Annotated in this window: 13 protein-coding genes; 4 read left to right on the top strand and 9 right to left on the bottom strand. The window is 68.8% G+C overall.

Annotated features, from left to right (window positions below; translation table 11 throughout):
• Window position 1: 1 nt before the first annotated feature.
• From FHU39_RS02235 to gdhA, 4 genes are all read right to left on the bottom strand, one after another.
• The gene (locus FHU39_RS02235; protein ID WP_183318567.1) at window positions 2–520 is read right to left on the bottom strand and encodes a hypothetical protein; all 519 of its coding nucleotides are present in this window, start codon (window positions 518–520) and stop codon (window positions 2–4) included.
• A gap of 48 nt (window positions 521–568) precedes the next feature.
• The gene (locus tag FHU39_RS02230) at window positions 569–1,354 is read right to left on the bottom strand and encodes an ABC transporter permease (RefSeq protein WP_183318565.1); all 786 of its coding nucleotides are present in this window, start codon (window positions 1,352–1,354) and stop codon (window positions 569–571) included.
• Between the two features lie 86 nt (window positions 1,355–1,440).
• Window positions 1,441–2,325: an ABC transporter ATP-binding protein gene (locus tag FHU39_RS02225; protein ID WP_221185095.1), complete on the bottom strand. Its 885-nt coding sequence runs from the start codon at window positions 2,323–2,325 to the stop codon at window positions 1,441–1,443.
• A gap of 230 nt (window positions 2,326–2,555) precedes the next feature.
• Window positions 2,556–3,896 carry an NADP-specific glutamate dehydrogenase gene (gdhA, locus tag FHU39_RS02220; protein ID WP_183320838.1) on the bottom strand — a complete coding sequence of 447 codons (1,341 nt, stop codon included), beginning with the start codon at window positions 3,894–3,896 and terminating at the stop codon, window positions 2,556–2,558.
• Between the two features lie 117 nt (window positions 3,897–4,013).
• On the opposite strand from gdhA, the gene FHU39_RS02215 reads away from it, so the two are divergent.
• From FHU39_RS02215 to FHU39_RS02205, 3 genes are read left to right on the top strand one after another with little or no spacing between them, the layout of a single operon-like run.
• Window positions 4,014–5,183: a sensor histidine kinase gene (locus FHU39_RS02215; protein ID WP_183318561.1), complete on the top strand. Its 1,170-nt coding sequence runs from the start codon at window positions 4,014–4,016 to the stop codon at window positions 5,181–5,183.
• Window positions 5,180–5,845, top strand: a complete 666-nt coding sequence (locus tag FHU39_RS02210) for a response regulator (RefSeq protein WP_183318559.1) — start codon at window positions 5,180–5,182, stop codon at window positions 5,843–5,845. The genes FHU39_RS02215 and FHU39_RS02210 overlap by 4 nt, the downstream gene beginning before the upstream one ends.
• A gap of 3 nt (window positions 5,846–5,848) precedes the next feature.
• Complete coding sequence (locus tag FHU39_RS02205) at window positions 5,849–7,075, top strand: lanthionine synthetase LanC family protein (RefSeq protein WP_183318557.1); 1,227 nt, start codon at window positions 5,849–5,851, stop codon at window positions 7,073–7,075.
• Between the two features lie 8 nt (window positions 7,076–7,083).
• Here the strand turns inward: FHU39_RS02205 and FHU39_RS02200 are convergent, their stop codons facing one another.
• From FHU39_RS02200 to rpsO, 4 genes are all read right to left on the bottom strand, one after another.
• Entirely contained in the window at window positions 7,084–7,653 is a 570-nt protein-coding gene (locus FHU39_RS02200; protein ID WP_183318555.1) for a phosphotransferase family protein, read from the bottom strand.
• Window positions 7,650–8,669, bottom strand: coding sequence for a methyltransferase domain-containing protein (locus tag FHU39_RS02195; protein ID WP_183318553.1), 1,020 nt, complete (start codon window positions 8,667–8,669; stop codon window positions 7,650–7,652). The genes FHU39_RS02200 and FHU39_RS02195 overlap by 4 nt, the downstream gene beginning before the upstream one ends.
• A 92-nt stretch (window positions 8,670–8,761) precedes the next feature.
• Window positions 8,762–11,176 (bottom strand): polyribonucleotide nucleotidyltransferase, encoded by a 2,415-nt coding sequence (locus FHU39_RS02190; protein ID WP_183318551.1) that lies wholly within the window; start codon window positions 11,174–11,176, stop codon window positions 8,762–8,764.
• Window positions 11,177–11,362: 186 nt separating this feature from the next.
• Window positions 11,363–11,632: a 30S ribosomal protein S15 gene (gene rpsO / locus FHU39_RS02185; RefSeq protein WP_183318549.1), complete on the bottom strand. Its 270-nt coding sequence runs from the start codon at window positions 11,630–11,632 to the stop codon at window positions 11,363–11,365.
• Between the two features lie 194 nt (window positions 11,633–11,826).
• Here rpsO and FHU39_RS02180 point away from each other — a divergent pair, with 194 nt between their 5' ends.
• Window positions 11,827–12,333, top strand: a complete 507-nt coding sequence (locus FHU39_RS02180; protein WP_183318547.1) for a MarR family winged helix-turn-helix transcriptional regulator — start codon at window positions 11,827–11,829, stop codon at window positions 12,331–12,333.
• A gap of 191 nt (window positions 12,334–12,524) precedes the next feature.
• Here the strand turns inward: FHU39_RS02180 and FHU39_RS02175 are convergent, their stop codons facing one another.
• Complete coding sequence (locus tag FHU39_RS02175) at window positions 12,525–13,784, bottom strand: prenyltransferase/squalene oxidase repeat-containing protein (RefSeq protein ID WP_183318545.1); 1,260 nt, start codon at window positions 13,782–13,784, stop codon at window positions 12,525–12,527.
• Window positions 13,785–13,795 lie beyond the last annotated feature (11 nt).

Below are 13,795 nucleotides of genomic sequence, written 5' to 3'. Positions count from 1 at the left end.
ATCAGCGATAGCCGAGTGCAGCGGCCGTTGCGGACCAGACGGGTCCGGCGAGGTCGTCGTCCGAGTGCCAACCGAATCCGCTCACGATCGGGTCGTCCTGCTTGGCCGGCAGCCATGACAGGTCGCCCGCGTGCGTGGCCCGCACCGACGCGACCAGGTCCGCGAAGAACTCCTCGTGGGAGCTGAACCAGGCGATCTCCTGGTAGTCGACGGAGATCGTCGCGTCGTCGGGGGCGTCACCGATCAGCTGCGCGAACTCGGCATACAGCTCCCGCTGCTCCGGCAGCTGCTCGCCGATCAGCCCCGTGAAGCGGGCAATCGGACCGCGCGCCTCACCCACCGTGGTGACGACGGTGGTCAGCCCTTCGGGCGGATTCGCGTCCTGCGCTGCACGTTCCCAGGCCGCGCGGTGACGCTCCAGGGTGTCCGGGCTGAACAGCGAGCGCCAGTAGAGGGCTTCGGAGTCGCTGGTCTCCAGCTGCGGCCCCGACGACATGATCAGGTAGGAGTTGTTGCTCATCGCTGTCCCCTTCGCGCGTGCGACCTCATCGCCCACCGTACCTGCGGCTCAGCCGCGGATGCGGTCACGGTCGCGGTCCCGTCGCCAACCGATCGCAGCGAGGACGGACGCCGCCAGGGCCCACGCGACGATGATCGCAATGTCCTGCAACGGCTGCCCGGCGGACCGGACACCGAAGTCTGCGGCCTGACTCGGGCTCGCGATGGCACCCCAGGCGAGGTTGCCCCAGTGCGAGGTGGGCAGGTATGGCGAGAGGGCCGCGACCGGTCCGGGCAGCGCGTCGACAGGGGTCATGAAACCGGAGGTGTAGGACAGCGGCAGGAACAGCAGGTTGCCGACGACGTTCGCCGCACCCGGCCGCACCCAGTAGGCGAGGGCGAACCCGAAGGGCGCCAGGCACAGCGTCCCGAGCAGTATGACGAGCCACAGTCGCACCAGACTTGCCACCGGCACGCCCGCGCCGACGACTGTGGCGATCACCGCGTTGCCTGCGAGCACCGTTGTCGCGGCTGCACATCCGAGCAACACCTTGCCGCCGAAGAAGGACCAGAGCGGCATCGCGGACGCACGGAGCCGCCGGATCCAGCCGGCGCCGCGCTGCTCCGCCGCGGCAACCCCGATGGCGAAGATCGCCAGGTTGACCACCCCGAAGCAGGTGAACGACGCCATCAGCATGGCCGCGACCGGCAGGCCGCCGTCCAGGTCGCCGCGGATGGTCGTCCCGAAGAGCACGAAGAGCAGCATCGGCATGGTCACCAGCGCGATGAACCAGCCGCTGCGGAAGCCCCCGCGCCATTCGGCACGGAAGATGGCCAGCGCCGCGGAGACGCCCATCGGCATACGGAAAGAAGTTGCAGTGCTTCTGCGGGGTCCCCGCGAAGTATCGGAGCGAGGAACGAGCGGAGAACTTCGTGGGGTGCTCATGCTGCGGCTCCATCCTCGGTCAAGGCGACGAACGCGGACTCCAGGTCGGCGTCCGCGACGGTCAGGTCGGTCACGTGGTGCCCGTCGGCGAACAGTCCCGCGAGCAAACCCTCCGGGTCACGTGCGAGCAACTCGACCCGGCCGTCGGGTGTGATCGAAACGCTCTGCACCCCTGGGTGATTCGCGATCCGAAGGACGTCGAGGTCGGTGCGTAAATGTACCCGGCGGACACCGACCTGGCCCACGACCTCGGCGGTGTCACCGTCGGCGATCTTGCGGCCGTGGTGCAGCACGACCACCCGATCGGCGATCTCCTGGGCCTCGCGCAGGTCGTGCGTCGCCAGCACGATCGCCCGGTCGTCGACGGCCAGTTCGCGGATCGACCGCAACAGCCCCCGGCGCCCGGCGACGTCGAGCGCCGCCGTCGGTTCGTCGAGCACGAGCAACTCCGGCGACCCGGTCAGGGCGAGCGCCAGCGAAAGCCGTTGGCGCTCACCGCCGGACAGCTCTCCGACCCGCCGATCCGCCTTGTCCGACAGGCCGGCGATGTCGAGCAGTTCGGACACCGGGGCCGGGCGCGGGTAGAGGTGCTGGGTGAGCCGGACCGTTTCGGCGACCGTCAGCCCGGGCGGGCCGGTGGTGTCCTGCAGCATCGCACCCATGCGGCCGCGCGCCCGGCGCACGGTGGGCGGCATACCGAAGACACGCACCGAGCCGGCCTGCGGGTCGCGCAGCCCGAGCAGCATGTCCAGCAGGGTCGATTTTCCGGCGCCGTTGGGGCCGAGCAACGCGACGATCTCGCCCGGGTACAGGCTCAGGTCGACGGCGTCGACCGCCAGCTGACCGCGGAAGCTGCGGCTCACGCCGCGCATGACTGCCATGGGTTCCATGACACGGAACGATGCCGTGGAAGCCGCGCCGCCGGCAGTGCCGACCGGCACCACCCGCACCCATGACCTTCGGCACCCCCTTGCCGAGAGGACAACAAACGCATCGAGCGGACACGAAATCCGGCGGCCAGTGCCCGGGTTTTCGTGTCCGCTCGGTGTGTTTTGTGTCCTGTCGGTGAAAGGAATCGTGGCCGGCGGGAGGAGCGGCGGCGGGGGTCGGATCAGACGACGCCGAGCGCCACCATGGCGTCCGCGACCTTGATGTATGCCGCCAGGTTGGCGCCGATGACGTAGTCCCCGGGGTGACCGACGGCCTCGGCCTGGGTGATGCACGTCGTGTGGATGGTGCGCATGATGTCCTGCAGCCGTTCCTCGGTGCGCTCGAACGTCCAGGAGTCCCGGCTGGCGTTCTGCTGCATCTCGAGCGCGCTGGTCGCGACGCCACCGGCGTTGGCCGCCTTGCCGGGCGCGAAGAGCACACCGGCGTCGCGCAGGATGTCGGCCGCGGCCGGGGTCGTCGGCATGTTCGCGCCCTCGGCGACCAGCCGAACACCGTTCGCCACCAGGGTCTTCGCGTCTGCCTCGTCGAGCTCGTTCTGGGTCGCGCACGGCAGCGCCACCTGGCACGGCACCTCCCAGATGGAGCCGTCGGCCACGAAGCGAGCCCGACCCCCGACCTGGTCGACATACTCCGAGACCCGGCCGCGGCGGACCTCCTTGAGCTCCTTTAGGACCTCCAGGTCGATGCCCTGCTCGTCGACGACGTAGCCGCTGGAGTCGGAGACCGCGATCACCGTGGCGCCCAGTTGCTGGGCCTTCTCCACCGCGTAGATGGCGACGTTGCCGCTGCCGGACACGACGGTCGTCATACCGTCCAGCGAACCACCGCCGGCCGCGAGCATCTCCTGGGCGAAGAAGACCGTGCCGTAGCCGGTGGCTTCGGTGCGCACCTGCGAGCCGCCCCAGGTGAGGCCCTTGCCGGTGAGCACACCGGACTCGTAGCGGTTGGTGATCCGCTTGTACTGACCGAACAGGTAGCCGATCTCGCGGCCGCCGACGCCGATGTCGCCGGCGGGCACATCGGTGTATTCGCCGACGTGCCGGTAGAGCTCGGTCATGAACGACTGGCAGAAGCGCATCACCTCGGCGTCGCTGCAGCCCTTCGGGTCGAAGTCGGAGCCGCCCTTGCCGCCGCCGATCGGCATACCGGTGAGGGCGTTCTTGAAGATCTGCTCGAACCCGAGGAACTTCACGATCGACAGGTTGACACTCGGGTGGAAGCGCAGGCCGCCCTTGTAGGGCCCGAGTGCGGAGTTGAACTCGACGCGGAAGCCCCGGTTGACCCGCACCTCGCCGCTGTCGTCGACCCACGGCACGCGGAAGATGATCTGGCGCTCCGGCTCGCAGATGCGCTGCAGGATCGACCATTGCGCGTATTCGGAGTGCTTGTCGGCCAGCGGGGTGAGGCTCTCCATGACTTCGTGGACAGCCTGCTGGAACTCCGGCTCGCCCGGGTTGCGGGTCAGCACATCGTCGAACATCGGTCGGAAGGTCTCGTGCAAGGAACTCACGGACCGCACTCTAGAACTTCTCAGGAAAGTGTGCTTCCGGTGTCCACGTGGCGTCGTCGTGACCTTCGGCACGGGCACGCCGGCGCGCGGCGGCCTAGGGTCGAAGTCATGCGGATGCTGGACCGGTTGCAGTTCGTCAACGGACTCATCGCCATTGCGATCTTCACTCTCGCGCCGATCCCGCTCGGCGGTCTGCCCGACCTCGCGCTCCCGCTGCGCATCGTCTACTGGTCCTGCGTGGCGCTGATCGTGGCGATCTTCACGCTGATCGCCGGCACCCGGATCGTCTTCCCGAGGAACGCCCGCACCTGGACGATCGTCGGCCTCTTCGTGGTGCTGTGCTACCTCGGCGCGGCGTTGGGTTCGACCTACGGCTTCAGTGTCATGTTGCTCGCGGTCGTCACCGCGGTCTGGGCGAACTTCGTGCCGCTGCGTGTCTCGGCGCTCACCATTCTCGTGCTGTTGCCCGCCAGCACGGCACTGATGGCGCTCGTCAACAGCCAGGCGTCACTCATGGCCTGCACCTGGTATGCCGTGCTGACGCTCATCGTCGACGTCTTCGTGCTGGTCGGCGTCGAGCAGACCGCCGTCATCGAACGCGCCCGGCAAGAGGCCGAGCAGGCGAACCAGGCGCTCCGTGAGGCGCAGGCGCAGTTGCGCGAGCACAGCGCGGCCGAGGAGCGGTTGCGGATCGCCCGGGAACTGCACGACGTCGTCGGTCACCAGTTGGCCGGTCTCACGCTGACCCTGGAGACCGCACGCCACCTGCCCCCGGAGGAGGCCGCAAGCTATCTGGACAGCGCGCAACTGGCCAGCAAGGAGCTGTTGGCCCAGGTGCGCAGCGTGGTGACGGAGCTGCGCGAGGCACCCCCGGAGGCCGAGTCGCTGCAGGCCCTCAGCAGCGCGTGGCCCGGGCTCCAGGTGCACCTGAGCGAGGCCGATCTCGCCACCCTGTTGCCCGCGGCCCTGCAGCACGCGACGATCCGGCTGGTGCAGGAGTCGTTGACCAACGCCGTCCGGCACGGGAGTGCGTCACAGGCGTGGGTTGCGTTGGAGGTCAGCGACGGAACCTTCTCCGTTGTCGTCCGGGACGACGGTTGTGGAGCCGTCACCGCGGTCGAGGGCAACGGATTGCGCGGTATGCGTGAGCGATTCGCGGCCGTGGGCGGTTCGGTCGTCTGGCGCGGGGTGCCCGGCGGAGGATTTGTGGTGCAGGCGTCGGCACCGATGGGCGAGAATGCAGCATCCACGGAGCAGCCGCTGAAGGAGCAGGTATGACGCAGGGCGCGCCCATCCGGGTGCTGGTCGTCGACGACCAGACGCTCGTGCGTGACGGCATCGTCGGGCTGTTGCGGTTGAGCGACCGGATCGAGGTCATCGGATCCGCACCCGACGGCCGAAAGGCGCTCGAGCTGGTGCAGATCGAGCGGCCTGACGTCATACTCCTCGACCTGCGGATGCCGGTGCTCGACGGGATCGCGGTGCTGCACGAGCTGGCCGGCCGCGAGGATCCGCCGCCCTGCCTGGTGCTGACCACCTTCCAGGACGACGAACAGGTGCTGGAGTCGCTGCGTGCCGGGGCGCGCGGCTATCTGCTCAAGGACGTGTCGCTCGACGATCTCGTCGCCGCCGTCGAAACCGTCGCATCCGGCGGATCGATGGTTTCGTCAGCGGTCACCCAGCGACTGCTGAACCGGCTGGGCGAATCCAGTGCGACGACAACGCAACCGACCGACCTTCCGGTGCACATCGAGCTGACCACCCGCGAGCAGGAGGTGCTGCGGATGCTGGTCGGCGGTTTCTCGAACAAGGAGATCGCGTCCGCGATGCACCTTGCACCCGGCACCGTCAAGAATCACGTGTCGACCGTGCTCGCCAAACTCGGCGTCCGGGACCGCACCCGGGCCGTGTTACGCGCCCTCGAACTCGACCTGGTGTGACGAGTGACTGCCGTTCGCTCGTCGCCCGACGTCGACCTCGTGGAGGATGTCGCCCGCTCGGCCGCAGACTGGCTTCTCACGACCGGGGTCTCCGACGCGACTGATCCCTCTCTCTACCACGGCATTTCGGGCATTCTGCTCGCCCTGCACGAGGCACGGGCACACTTCGGCATTAGCTCGTACGACGGCGCGATCGCGCGCGGACTCGACCGGGTCAGCGAGTTCGCCGAAGCCGGCGACAACGCGTCGCTCTACTTCGGGCTCGCCGGCATGGCTCTCGTCCTGCACCGGCTCGGGCGTGCCGCGGCGGCACAGCGGGCCCTGGCGAGGGTGCGTGATCTGTTCGACGGGGAGCGCTGGAACCCGATGTTCGAGCTGTTCATGGGCAACGCCGGCGTCGGCCTCGGCGCGCTGTGCGCCGGAGATCTCGATCTCGCCGTCGAGGCCGTGCTCCCGTATGTCGAGCAGGCGGACCGCACCGCGCACGGGGTCAACTGGGCGGTTCGTCCGACGCCCCCACGGTCGCACCACATGGCGCACGGGACGCTCGGGATCGCGTACGCCCTGGCGTCGGTCGGATCGGCGTCGGGTCGTGCTGAGCTGGTGGAGTTGTCCGTCCTCGCGACAGAGGACGTGATTGCCCGGAACACCGCGGGTCCCAACGGGTTTCTCGTGCCGCACTCGGATCCACCGCACCGCCCGGACATCATCGAACGGTGGAGCTACGGTTGGTGCAACGGGCCCGCTGGCGACGCGCAGCTGTTCCGGCTGCTCACCCAAGTCACCGGCGAGCGACGCTGGATCGAGCTGCAGGACCGGTGCTGGGCGACCGTCGTGGGTTCCGGACTGCCGGCCCGGCTCCGACCCGGCTTCTGGGACAACAACGCCCGGTGCTGCGGAACCGCGGGTGTCCTCGCAACGGCCTGTGACCGCATCGTCGAACGCGGCGACGACTTCGGCTTCGCGGACACGCTCGTGACGGACTTGCTGGAGCGGGTGATCGGCGACGACGCCGGCGCGCGCTGGTCCAACACCGAGCATCGCGCCGATCCCCCGGACCTCCCGCCACAGCCGGGCTGGGCGATGGGCAACGCCGGGATCCTCCGCGAACTGCTGCGCTACGTCCGGCTGCGTCGTGGCGCCGGCTGCGCCCGCGGCGGGACGGACCACGACAGCGGACAGGCCGGCTACGCCATACAGTGGCCCGACCAGCCTCCGGCACTTGCGTAGCCGGTCGGTCAGAGGAGGCGGTCCAGCTCGTGCCGCAGGTTCTCCGCCCAGCGCGCCCGGAGCGCGGGCATCGTCGGCAGCCCGGGTGGCGCCGCATCGGCGGAACGCGCCGCGAACGTCATCGCCGCGGATGCCATGAGTGACACGAGGTCCGCCGGATCCCGGTCGGCGAGGGCGGGATCGGTGCGGAAGAACTCCAGCGCCGAGACCTCGCTGCCGCTCAGCACGCAATCCATCGCGAGGATCGCGTGGTCCATCCAGGGGGCACCGCGACGCACCTGTCCCCAGTCGATCAGCACGTCGCGGTGCTCGCCGAAGATGAGGTTGTCGGCACGAACATCCCAGTGCAGCAACGCATCACCGTCGATGAGGCCGACCGCACGCGCGGCGTATCCCGCCAACTCGTCGTGTCGTTCCACCCACCACGGGTCCACCTGGTCCAACCGCTCGGCGAGCAGTCGCCACCCGTCGGTGAAGATCGGCGCGGCATCGCGGGCCCGCGGCACCCATTCGCGGACGTGCGAGGGTGCTTCAGCGAAGCCGATCCGCACTCCCCTGGCGTGTTGGTGACGGGTCATCGTCCTCTCTTCTTCTGGCGGCGGCTGCGCCGCACGATGTATGCCGTGGGCGTGACTCCGTTGTAGCGGATGACCCGCTCCCCTGCGATCTTCAAACCTCTTGCTTTTGCAACGGATTCGGCGAAGACCCGCTTGTCGTCGGACAGCAGGACGCACCGGCCGTCGGCGGTCAGCACTCTTTCGACCTCCCGCAGGATCGCCGGATAGAGCGTGCGGTTCTGCTCGTTACTGCCGATGCGCTTGCCGAACGGCAGGTCGCTCACCACCCTGTCGACCGTGCCGGCCGCGAGGGGGAGGTCGGACGCGTCGGCGTCGAGCACTTCGACCCGGCCGGCGAGATCGTGGGAGACGACGTTGCGTCCGGCCGCAGCCACGGACGCTGTGTCGTTGTCGACGGTGATCGACCGCCCTGCGCGCAACAGCCCGTCGAGCACGGGCACGGTGCCGACTCCCCCACACACGTCCAGCAGCGTCTGGCCGTCCTGCAGTTTGGCCAGTCGCAGCAGGCCGGCGGCGACCGGTCCGGGCGTTGTCGCCGGCAACCGTTCGAACAACCCGAAACGTGCCGCCCACGCCCACGGGCCCAGTTCGGCGCGGATAGTGCCGGCTGTCATGGCCTCCTCCGAGACGTCGAGGTTGACACTCCAGTGGGACGGGTCGTTCCGCCACCCGAGCGCAGCAGAAACAGCCTGCGTGAGTTCGTCCCGCCTCGCGCGAGAGCTTTCGCCGGGCAGGTGCACCCGGAAGGGCACCTCATCCTCGAGTCCGTAGCTGCGCCAGTCGATTTCCCGCAGCACGGCCGTAACCTGCGCCGGCGACAGGTCGTTGTCGGGCACACCCAGCGGCACCGCGACACGGTCCACCATGGCCGGCAGCCGGTCGCGTGACACCGGACTCTCACACCGGATCGTGCCCAGCGAGACCAGCGTCGAGTGCACGTCGTGCCGATCACGCAGATCGCCCCGTACGAGATCCTCCAACCCCACCGGACAGGTCAGCAGCAGCGGAGTCGTCATACCGGCGAGCCTAACCAGGAAATGGCACAAAGAACGGCCCGGCCGGCGCACAACGCGCCGGCCGGGCCGCCTCCATGTGGCGTATGCCGGACTCAGTCCTCCACGGCGACGGGCTCGGCGTCGGCGTCCACCGACTCCTCGCCGGCGTCAGCGCCGTCGGAGTTGTCCTTGCCGCGACCACGACCACCGCGACGGCGGTTGCGCTTACGCGGCTCGCGACCCGCCTTGTCCTCGTCCGACGGGGCGTCCGCGGCGGCAGCGTCGTCCGATGAGTCGGCGGCGGCCGGGGCGTCGTCCGACGCGGCGGCGTCGTCGACGGCCTCCTGCACGACCGCGAGCGACAGCTTGCCGCGCGGGTCGATCTCCTTGAGCTCGACCTGGACCTTCTGGCCGATCTTCAGCACGTCCTCGACCGCGTCGATCCGCTTGCCGCCGACCAGCTTTCGCACCTCGGAGATGTGCAGCAGACCGTCCTTGCCGGGCAGCAGCGACACGAACGCACCGAAGGTCGTCGTCTTCACGACGGTGCCCAGGAAGCGTTCGCCCACCTCGGGCATCTGCGGGTTGGCGATGGCGTTGACCGCGGCACGCGCAGCCTCGGCGGACGGACCGTCGGTGGCACCGATGTAGACGGTGCCGTCGTCCTCGATGGACAGGTCGGCGCCGGTGTCCTCCTGGATCTGGTTGATCATCTTGCCCTTCGGGCCGATGACCTCACCGATCTTGTCGACCGGGATCTTCACCGCGATGACGCGCGGGGCGTACGGCGACATCTCGTCGGGAGCGTCGATCGCCTCGTGCATCACGTCCAGGATGTGCAGACGCGCGTCGCGGGCCTGGGTCAGCGCACCGGCCAGCACGTCGGCGGGGATGCCGTCGAGCTTGGTGTCCAGCTGGATCGCGGTGACGAACTCACGGGTGCCGGCGACCTTGAAGTCCATGTCTCCGAAGGCGTCCTCGGCACCGAGGATGTCTGTCATCGCAGCGTATTCGGTCTTCCCATCGACCTCGGCCGACACCAGACCCATCGCGATGCCGGCGACCGGCGCGCGCAGCGGCACACCGGCGTTGAGCAGTGCCAGCGTCGAAGCGCAGACCGAGCCCATCGACGTGGAGCCGTTGGAGCTCAGCGCCTCCGACACCTGGCGGATCGCGTAGGGGAACTCCTCGCGGGTCGGCAGCACCGGCACCAGCGCGCGCTCGGCGAGCGCACCGTGGCCGATCTCGCGGCGCTTCGGCGAACCGACGCGGCCGGTCTCACCGGTGGAGTAAGGCGGGAAGTTGTAGTTGTGCATGTAGCGCTTGCGCGACACCGGCGACAGCGTGTCCAGCTGCTGCTCCATGCGCAGCATGTTCAGCGTGGTGACGCCCAGGATCTGGGTCTCCCCGCGCTCGAACAGCGCCGAACCGTGCACCCGCGGCAGCACCTCGACCTCGGCCGACAGCGCACGGATGTCCGCCAGACCACGGCCGTCGATGCGGACCTTGTCGCGCAGGATGCGCTCGCGCACCAGCTTCTTCTGGACCGCACGGTATGCCGCGGAGACTTCCTTCTCGCGGCCTTCCAGCGCCTTGCCCTCACCGGCGAGCTCGGCCTTCAGCTCCGACTTGAACTCGTCCAGCTGGGACTCGCGGTCCTGCTTGTCCGCGATGGACAGCAGCTCACGCAGCTTGTCGGCCGAGGCGGCCTCGACGGCGGAGTAGGCGTCGTCCTCGTAGTCGAGGAAGAGCGGGAACTCCTGGACCGGCTTCGCGGCCTCCTGCGCCAGCGTGCTCTGCGCCTCGCACAGCACGCGGATGAACGACTTCGCGGCCTCCAGACCCTGTGCCACCGACTCCTCGGTCGGCGCGGCCTTGCCCTGGTTCTTGACCAGGTCCCAGGTCGACTCGTTGGACTCCGCCTCGACCATCATGATCGCGACGTCATCGCCGACCACACGGCCGGCGACGACCATGTCGAAGACCGAGTTCTCCAGGTCGGAGTAGTTGGGGAACGCAACCCACTGACCGTCGATCAGCGACACCCGGGTGGCGCCGATCGGGCCGGAGAACGGCAGACCCGAGATCTGGGTGGACGCCGAGGCGGCGTTGATCGCGAGCACGTCGTACTGGTGGTCCGGGTTCTGTGCCAGGACGGTGATGACGACCTGGACCTCGTTGCGCAGACCCTTGACGAAGGCCGGGCGCAGCGGGCGGTCGATCAGCCGACAGGTGAGGATCGCGTCGGTCGACGGGCGACCTTCACGACGGAAGAAGCTGCCCGGGATCTTGCCCGCGGCATACATCCGCTCCTCGACGTCGACGGTGAGCGGGAAGAAGTCGAACTGGTCCTTGGGCTGCTTGCCCGCGGCGGTGGTCGACAGGACCGTGGTCTCGTCGTCCAGGTAGGCGACGACCGCCCCTGCGGCCTGCTTCGCCAGACGCCCGGTCTCGAAACGGACCGTGCGCGTGCCGAACTTGCCGTTGTCGATCACGGCTTCGGCGAAAGTGATTTCTGGACCCTCCATTGGGCCCTCCTGTTCTTTTTCGTTCAAGGCCACGCATCGTCGTTGTGCGTGGTTCTTCCAACATGACGGGTCGTATGACGGGCGCGGCCGCATCCTTGTCGGGCCGCTCGCGCCATTACCCGCTCACGCAGACAAGGCGGCTACCGACAGGGGTAGCCGCCTCGCTGGCGTAAGTCATTGTGACGATCAGCGACGCAGACCCAGTCGCTTGATCAGGGAGCGGTAACGCTCGATGTCGACCTCTTCGAGGTAACGCAGCATGCGCTTGCGCTTGCCGACCAGCAGCAGCAGCCCGCGGCGGCTGTGGTGGTCGTGCGGGTGCTGACGGGCGTGCTCGGTGAGGTCCTTGATGCGCTGCGTCAGCATCGCGATCTGCACCTCGGGCGAACCGGTGTCGCCCTCTTTGGTGCCGTATTCGGACATGATCTGGGCCTTGACGCTTGTCTCCAGAGGCATGAGTGGGCGATCTCCGTTCTCGTGTGGTTGCGCGGTGCTCCTGGGCATTTCCACCAGGGCGCTCTTGATCCGCGGCCGGTTTCACGGCGAGCACAGGCTATCAGTCTTCGGCGTGTCGCCCCTAATCGGCGGTGGCCACCGTCGGTGCGCCGGGACGCGGCGGGCGCCATACGTTCTAATGGGGCGTCATGGACATGTCTGCGAGATCCGAGCGGAGCCGGTACGAGACCGAGGTGGCGGCGTATGTCGCTGCCGGCGGCGACGAACAGGTCCAGCGTGTCATCACCGCCGTGCACGGGCTGGCCCGGCGGCTCTCGCAGTGGTACAGCCAGCAGCTGTCCGACCTGGACATCACCCCCGGCGAATGGGCTGTCATCCGTTATCTGGCCGCGGAAGCGGACGACAACATCTCCACGCCGTCGCAACTCGCCGACGCCACCGCCGTGGCGCCGTCGTCGATGACCCACCGCCTGGACCGGATGGCCGAGCGTGGCCTGATCGACCGCACCCCCGACGAGGAGAACCGCACCCGGATCCTGGTGCAGCTCACCCATGACGGGTGGGAGATGTTCCGTCAGGTCGTCCGGCAGGACAACATGGTCGAGTCCGACGTCCTCGCCCAGGTGCCGCAGTCCCAGCGTGCCAAGCTGGCGCAGCTGCTCGAGCTCGCGATCGCCGGCCTCGACGACGCGCTGAAGTAACCCCTTGCCGAGAGGCTCACAAACACACCGACAGGCCCAGAATGCCGCCGCGATTTGCCGCGGACTTCTGGGCCTCTCGGTCGTAGGTGAGCCTCTCGGTGTGAGGGGTCGTGGCTGGTGGAGAGGTGGTGGGGCGGTCGGTGTCAGCTGTGGGAGCGCATCCGGCGTCAGCTGTGGGAGCGCATCCGGCGTCAGCTGTGGGAGCGCATCCGGCGACGCAGCCCCGCGCCCGCAAGTGCCGCGCCGCCCAGCAGCGCCGCGCCGCCGAACAGCACTCCGCGGTTACCGCCGGGCTGCGGGCCGTCGGTGACGATCGGCGGGCCGGTCGTGGTCGACGTGGCCGTGGTCGAGGTGGCCGTCGAGGTCGGGCTGGTGGTGGAGGTCGGGCTGGCCGTCGCGCAGGACAGTGCCGGAGCAGTCGCCGCACCGCCTGCGGTGATCGTCAGGTAAGGCTGCTGGGTGAAGGCGAACAGACCCTGGGTGGTGGCGCGGTCCTCCGTGGCACTGGCCACGGCCTTGCCACCCTGCTTGGTCAGCGAGTCGAAGGTGGCCCGGTCGTAGGCGATCCCGCCCTGCAGGGCCGCCGGTGCGTCGCAGCCGAACTGCAAGCTCTGCACGAAGCTCTTGGCCCTGTTCGCCGCTGCGGTCTTGCCGGCGAGTGCGAACGCGACGGCCGCCAGGCCGGTGCTGTTCGTGTTGGGTGCGGGCTGGGCGGCCGGCTCGACGACGCCGCCGTTCGCCTGCTGCTTGCCCGCGAGGAAGTTGACCGCCTTGGTGACCGCAGCATCATGGCCACCGGCGGCGACCAGTGCCTGCACCGCGAACGAGGTCGCGTCGGGGTCGCCGGTGCAGGCGCCGGTGAAGGAGACCCGGAAACCGCCGTCGCTGCACTGCTGCTTCGCCAGGAAATCGGCGGCCGTGGCGTCCGGCTGCTCCGCCCGCACCAGACCGATGATCGCGAACGACTGGCCGAGCGTGTTGGCGTAGTTCGGGGAGAGTGGCTTGCCCGTCGAGGTGTCCGTGTCGGCGAACTCGCCGTTACTCTGCCTCAGCGACTGCAGTTGCTTGACTGTCTCGGCGGTGGGCAGACCCTGGGCCTCGGTGAACACCAGCAGCTTGGCCGTCGACGCGGAGTAGACGTCGTCGCCGTACTTGTTGTAGTTGTCGGCGTTCTTCACCACATACGCCGCAGCCTTCGCGGCCTCGGTCTGACCGGCCTGGAGCGTGTCGAGGCCAAGGACACCGTCGATCGTCAGGCCGTAGTCGGGGTACCCGCTGGAGACGAAGTGGTCGCCGCTGGCCGCGAGCTGGCTCTGGAGGAAGTAGCCCGCGGTGGTGCCGTCCGGGGTCGCGGCGTGCGCCGGCGCGGCGGTCGCCAGCCCGGTGAGACCCGCGCAGCTGAGGGTGAGCACACCCGCGAAACCCGCACGGGTGAGGAGAGAAGTGGTCAATGTTCTGCCTT

It is taken from the genome of Flexivirga oryzae, from assembly GCF_014190805.1.
GTDB classification, from domain to species: Bacteria; Actinomycetota; Actinomycetes; order Actinomycetales; family Dermatophilaceae; genus Flexivirga; species Flexivirga oryzae.
The sequence above is the reverse complement of the archived record's forward strand: the minus strand, read 5'-3'. Positions and strand labels throughout refer to the sequence as shown.

What these genes read in the sequence shown, in the direction of transcription:
- FHU39_RS02235 (WP_183318567.1), bottom strand. Translation starts at nt 520, where the DNA reads ATGAGCAACAACTCCTACCTGATCATGTCGTCGGGGCCGCAGCTGGAG.
- FHU39_RS02230 (WP_183318565.1), bottom strand. Translation starts at nt 1,354, where the DNA reads ATGGGCGTCTCCGCGGCGCTGGCCATCTTCCGTGCCGAATGGCGCGGG.
- FHU39_RS02225 (WP_221185095.1), bottom strand. Translation starts at nt 2,325, where the DNA reads ATGGCAGTCATGCGCGGCGTGAGCCGCAGCTTCCGCGGTCAGCTGGCG.
- FHU39_RS02215 (WP_183318561.1), top strand. Translation starts at nt 4,014, where the DNA reads ATGCGGATGCTGGACCGGTTGCAGTTCGTCAACGGACTCATCGCCATT.
- FHU39_RS02210 (WP_183318559.1), top strand. Translation starts at nt 5,180, where the DNA reads ATGACGCAGGGCGCGCCCATCCGGGTGCTGGTCGTCGACGACCAGACG.
- FHU39_RS02200 (WP_183318555.1), bottom strand. Translation starts at nt 7,653, where the DNA reads ATGACCCGTCACCAACACGCCAGGGGAGTGCGGATCGGCTTCGCTGAA.
- FHU39_RS02195 (WP_183318553.1), bottom strand. Translation starts at nt 8,669, where the DNA reads ATGACGACTCCGCTGCTGCTGACCTGTCCGGTGGGGTTGGAGGATCTC.
- FHU39_RS02190 (WP_183318551.1), bottom strand. Translation starts at nt 11,176, where the DNA reads ATGGAGGGTCCAGAAATCACTTTCGCCGAAGCCGTGATCGACAACGGC.
- rpsO (WP_183318549.1), bottom strand. Translation starts at nt 11,632, where the DNA reads ATGCCTCTGGAGACAAGCGTCAAGGCCCAGATCATGTCCGAATACGGC.
- FHU39_RS02180 (WP_183318547.1), top strand. Translation starts at nt 11,827, where the DNA reads ATGTCTGCGAGATCCGAGCGGAGCCGGTACGAGACCGAGGTGGCGGCG.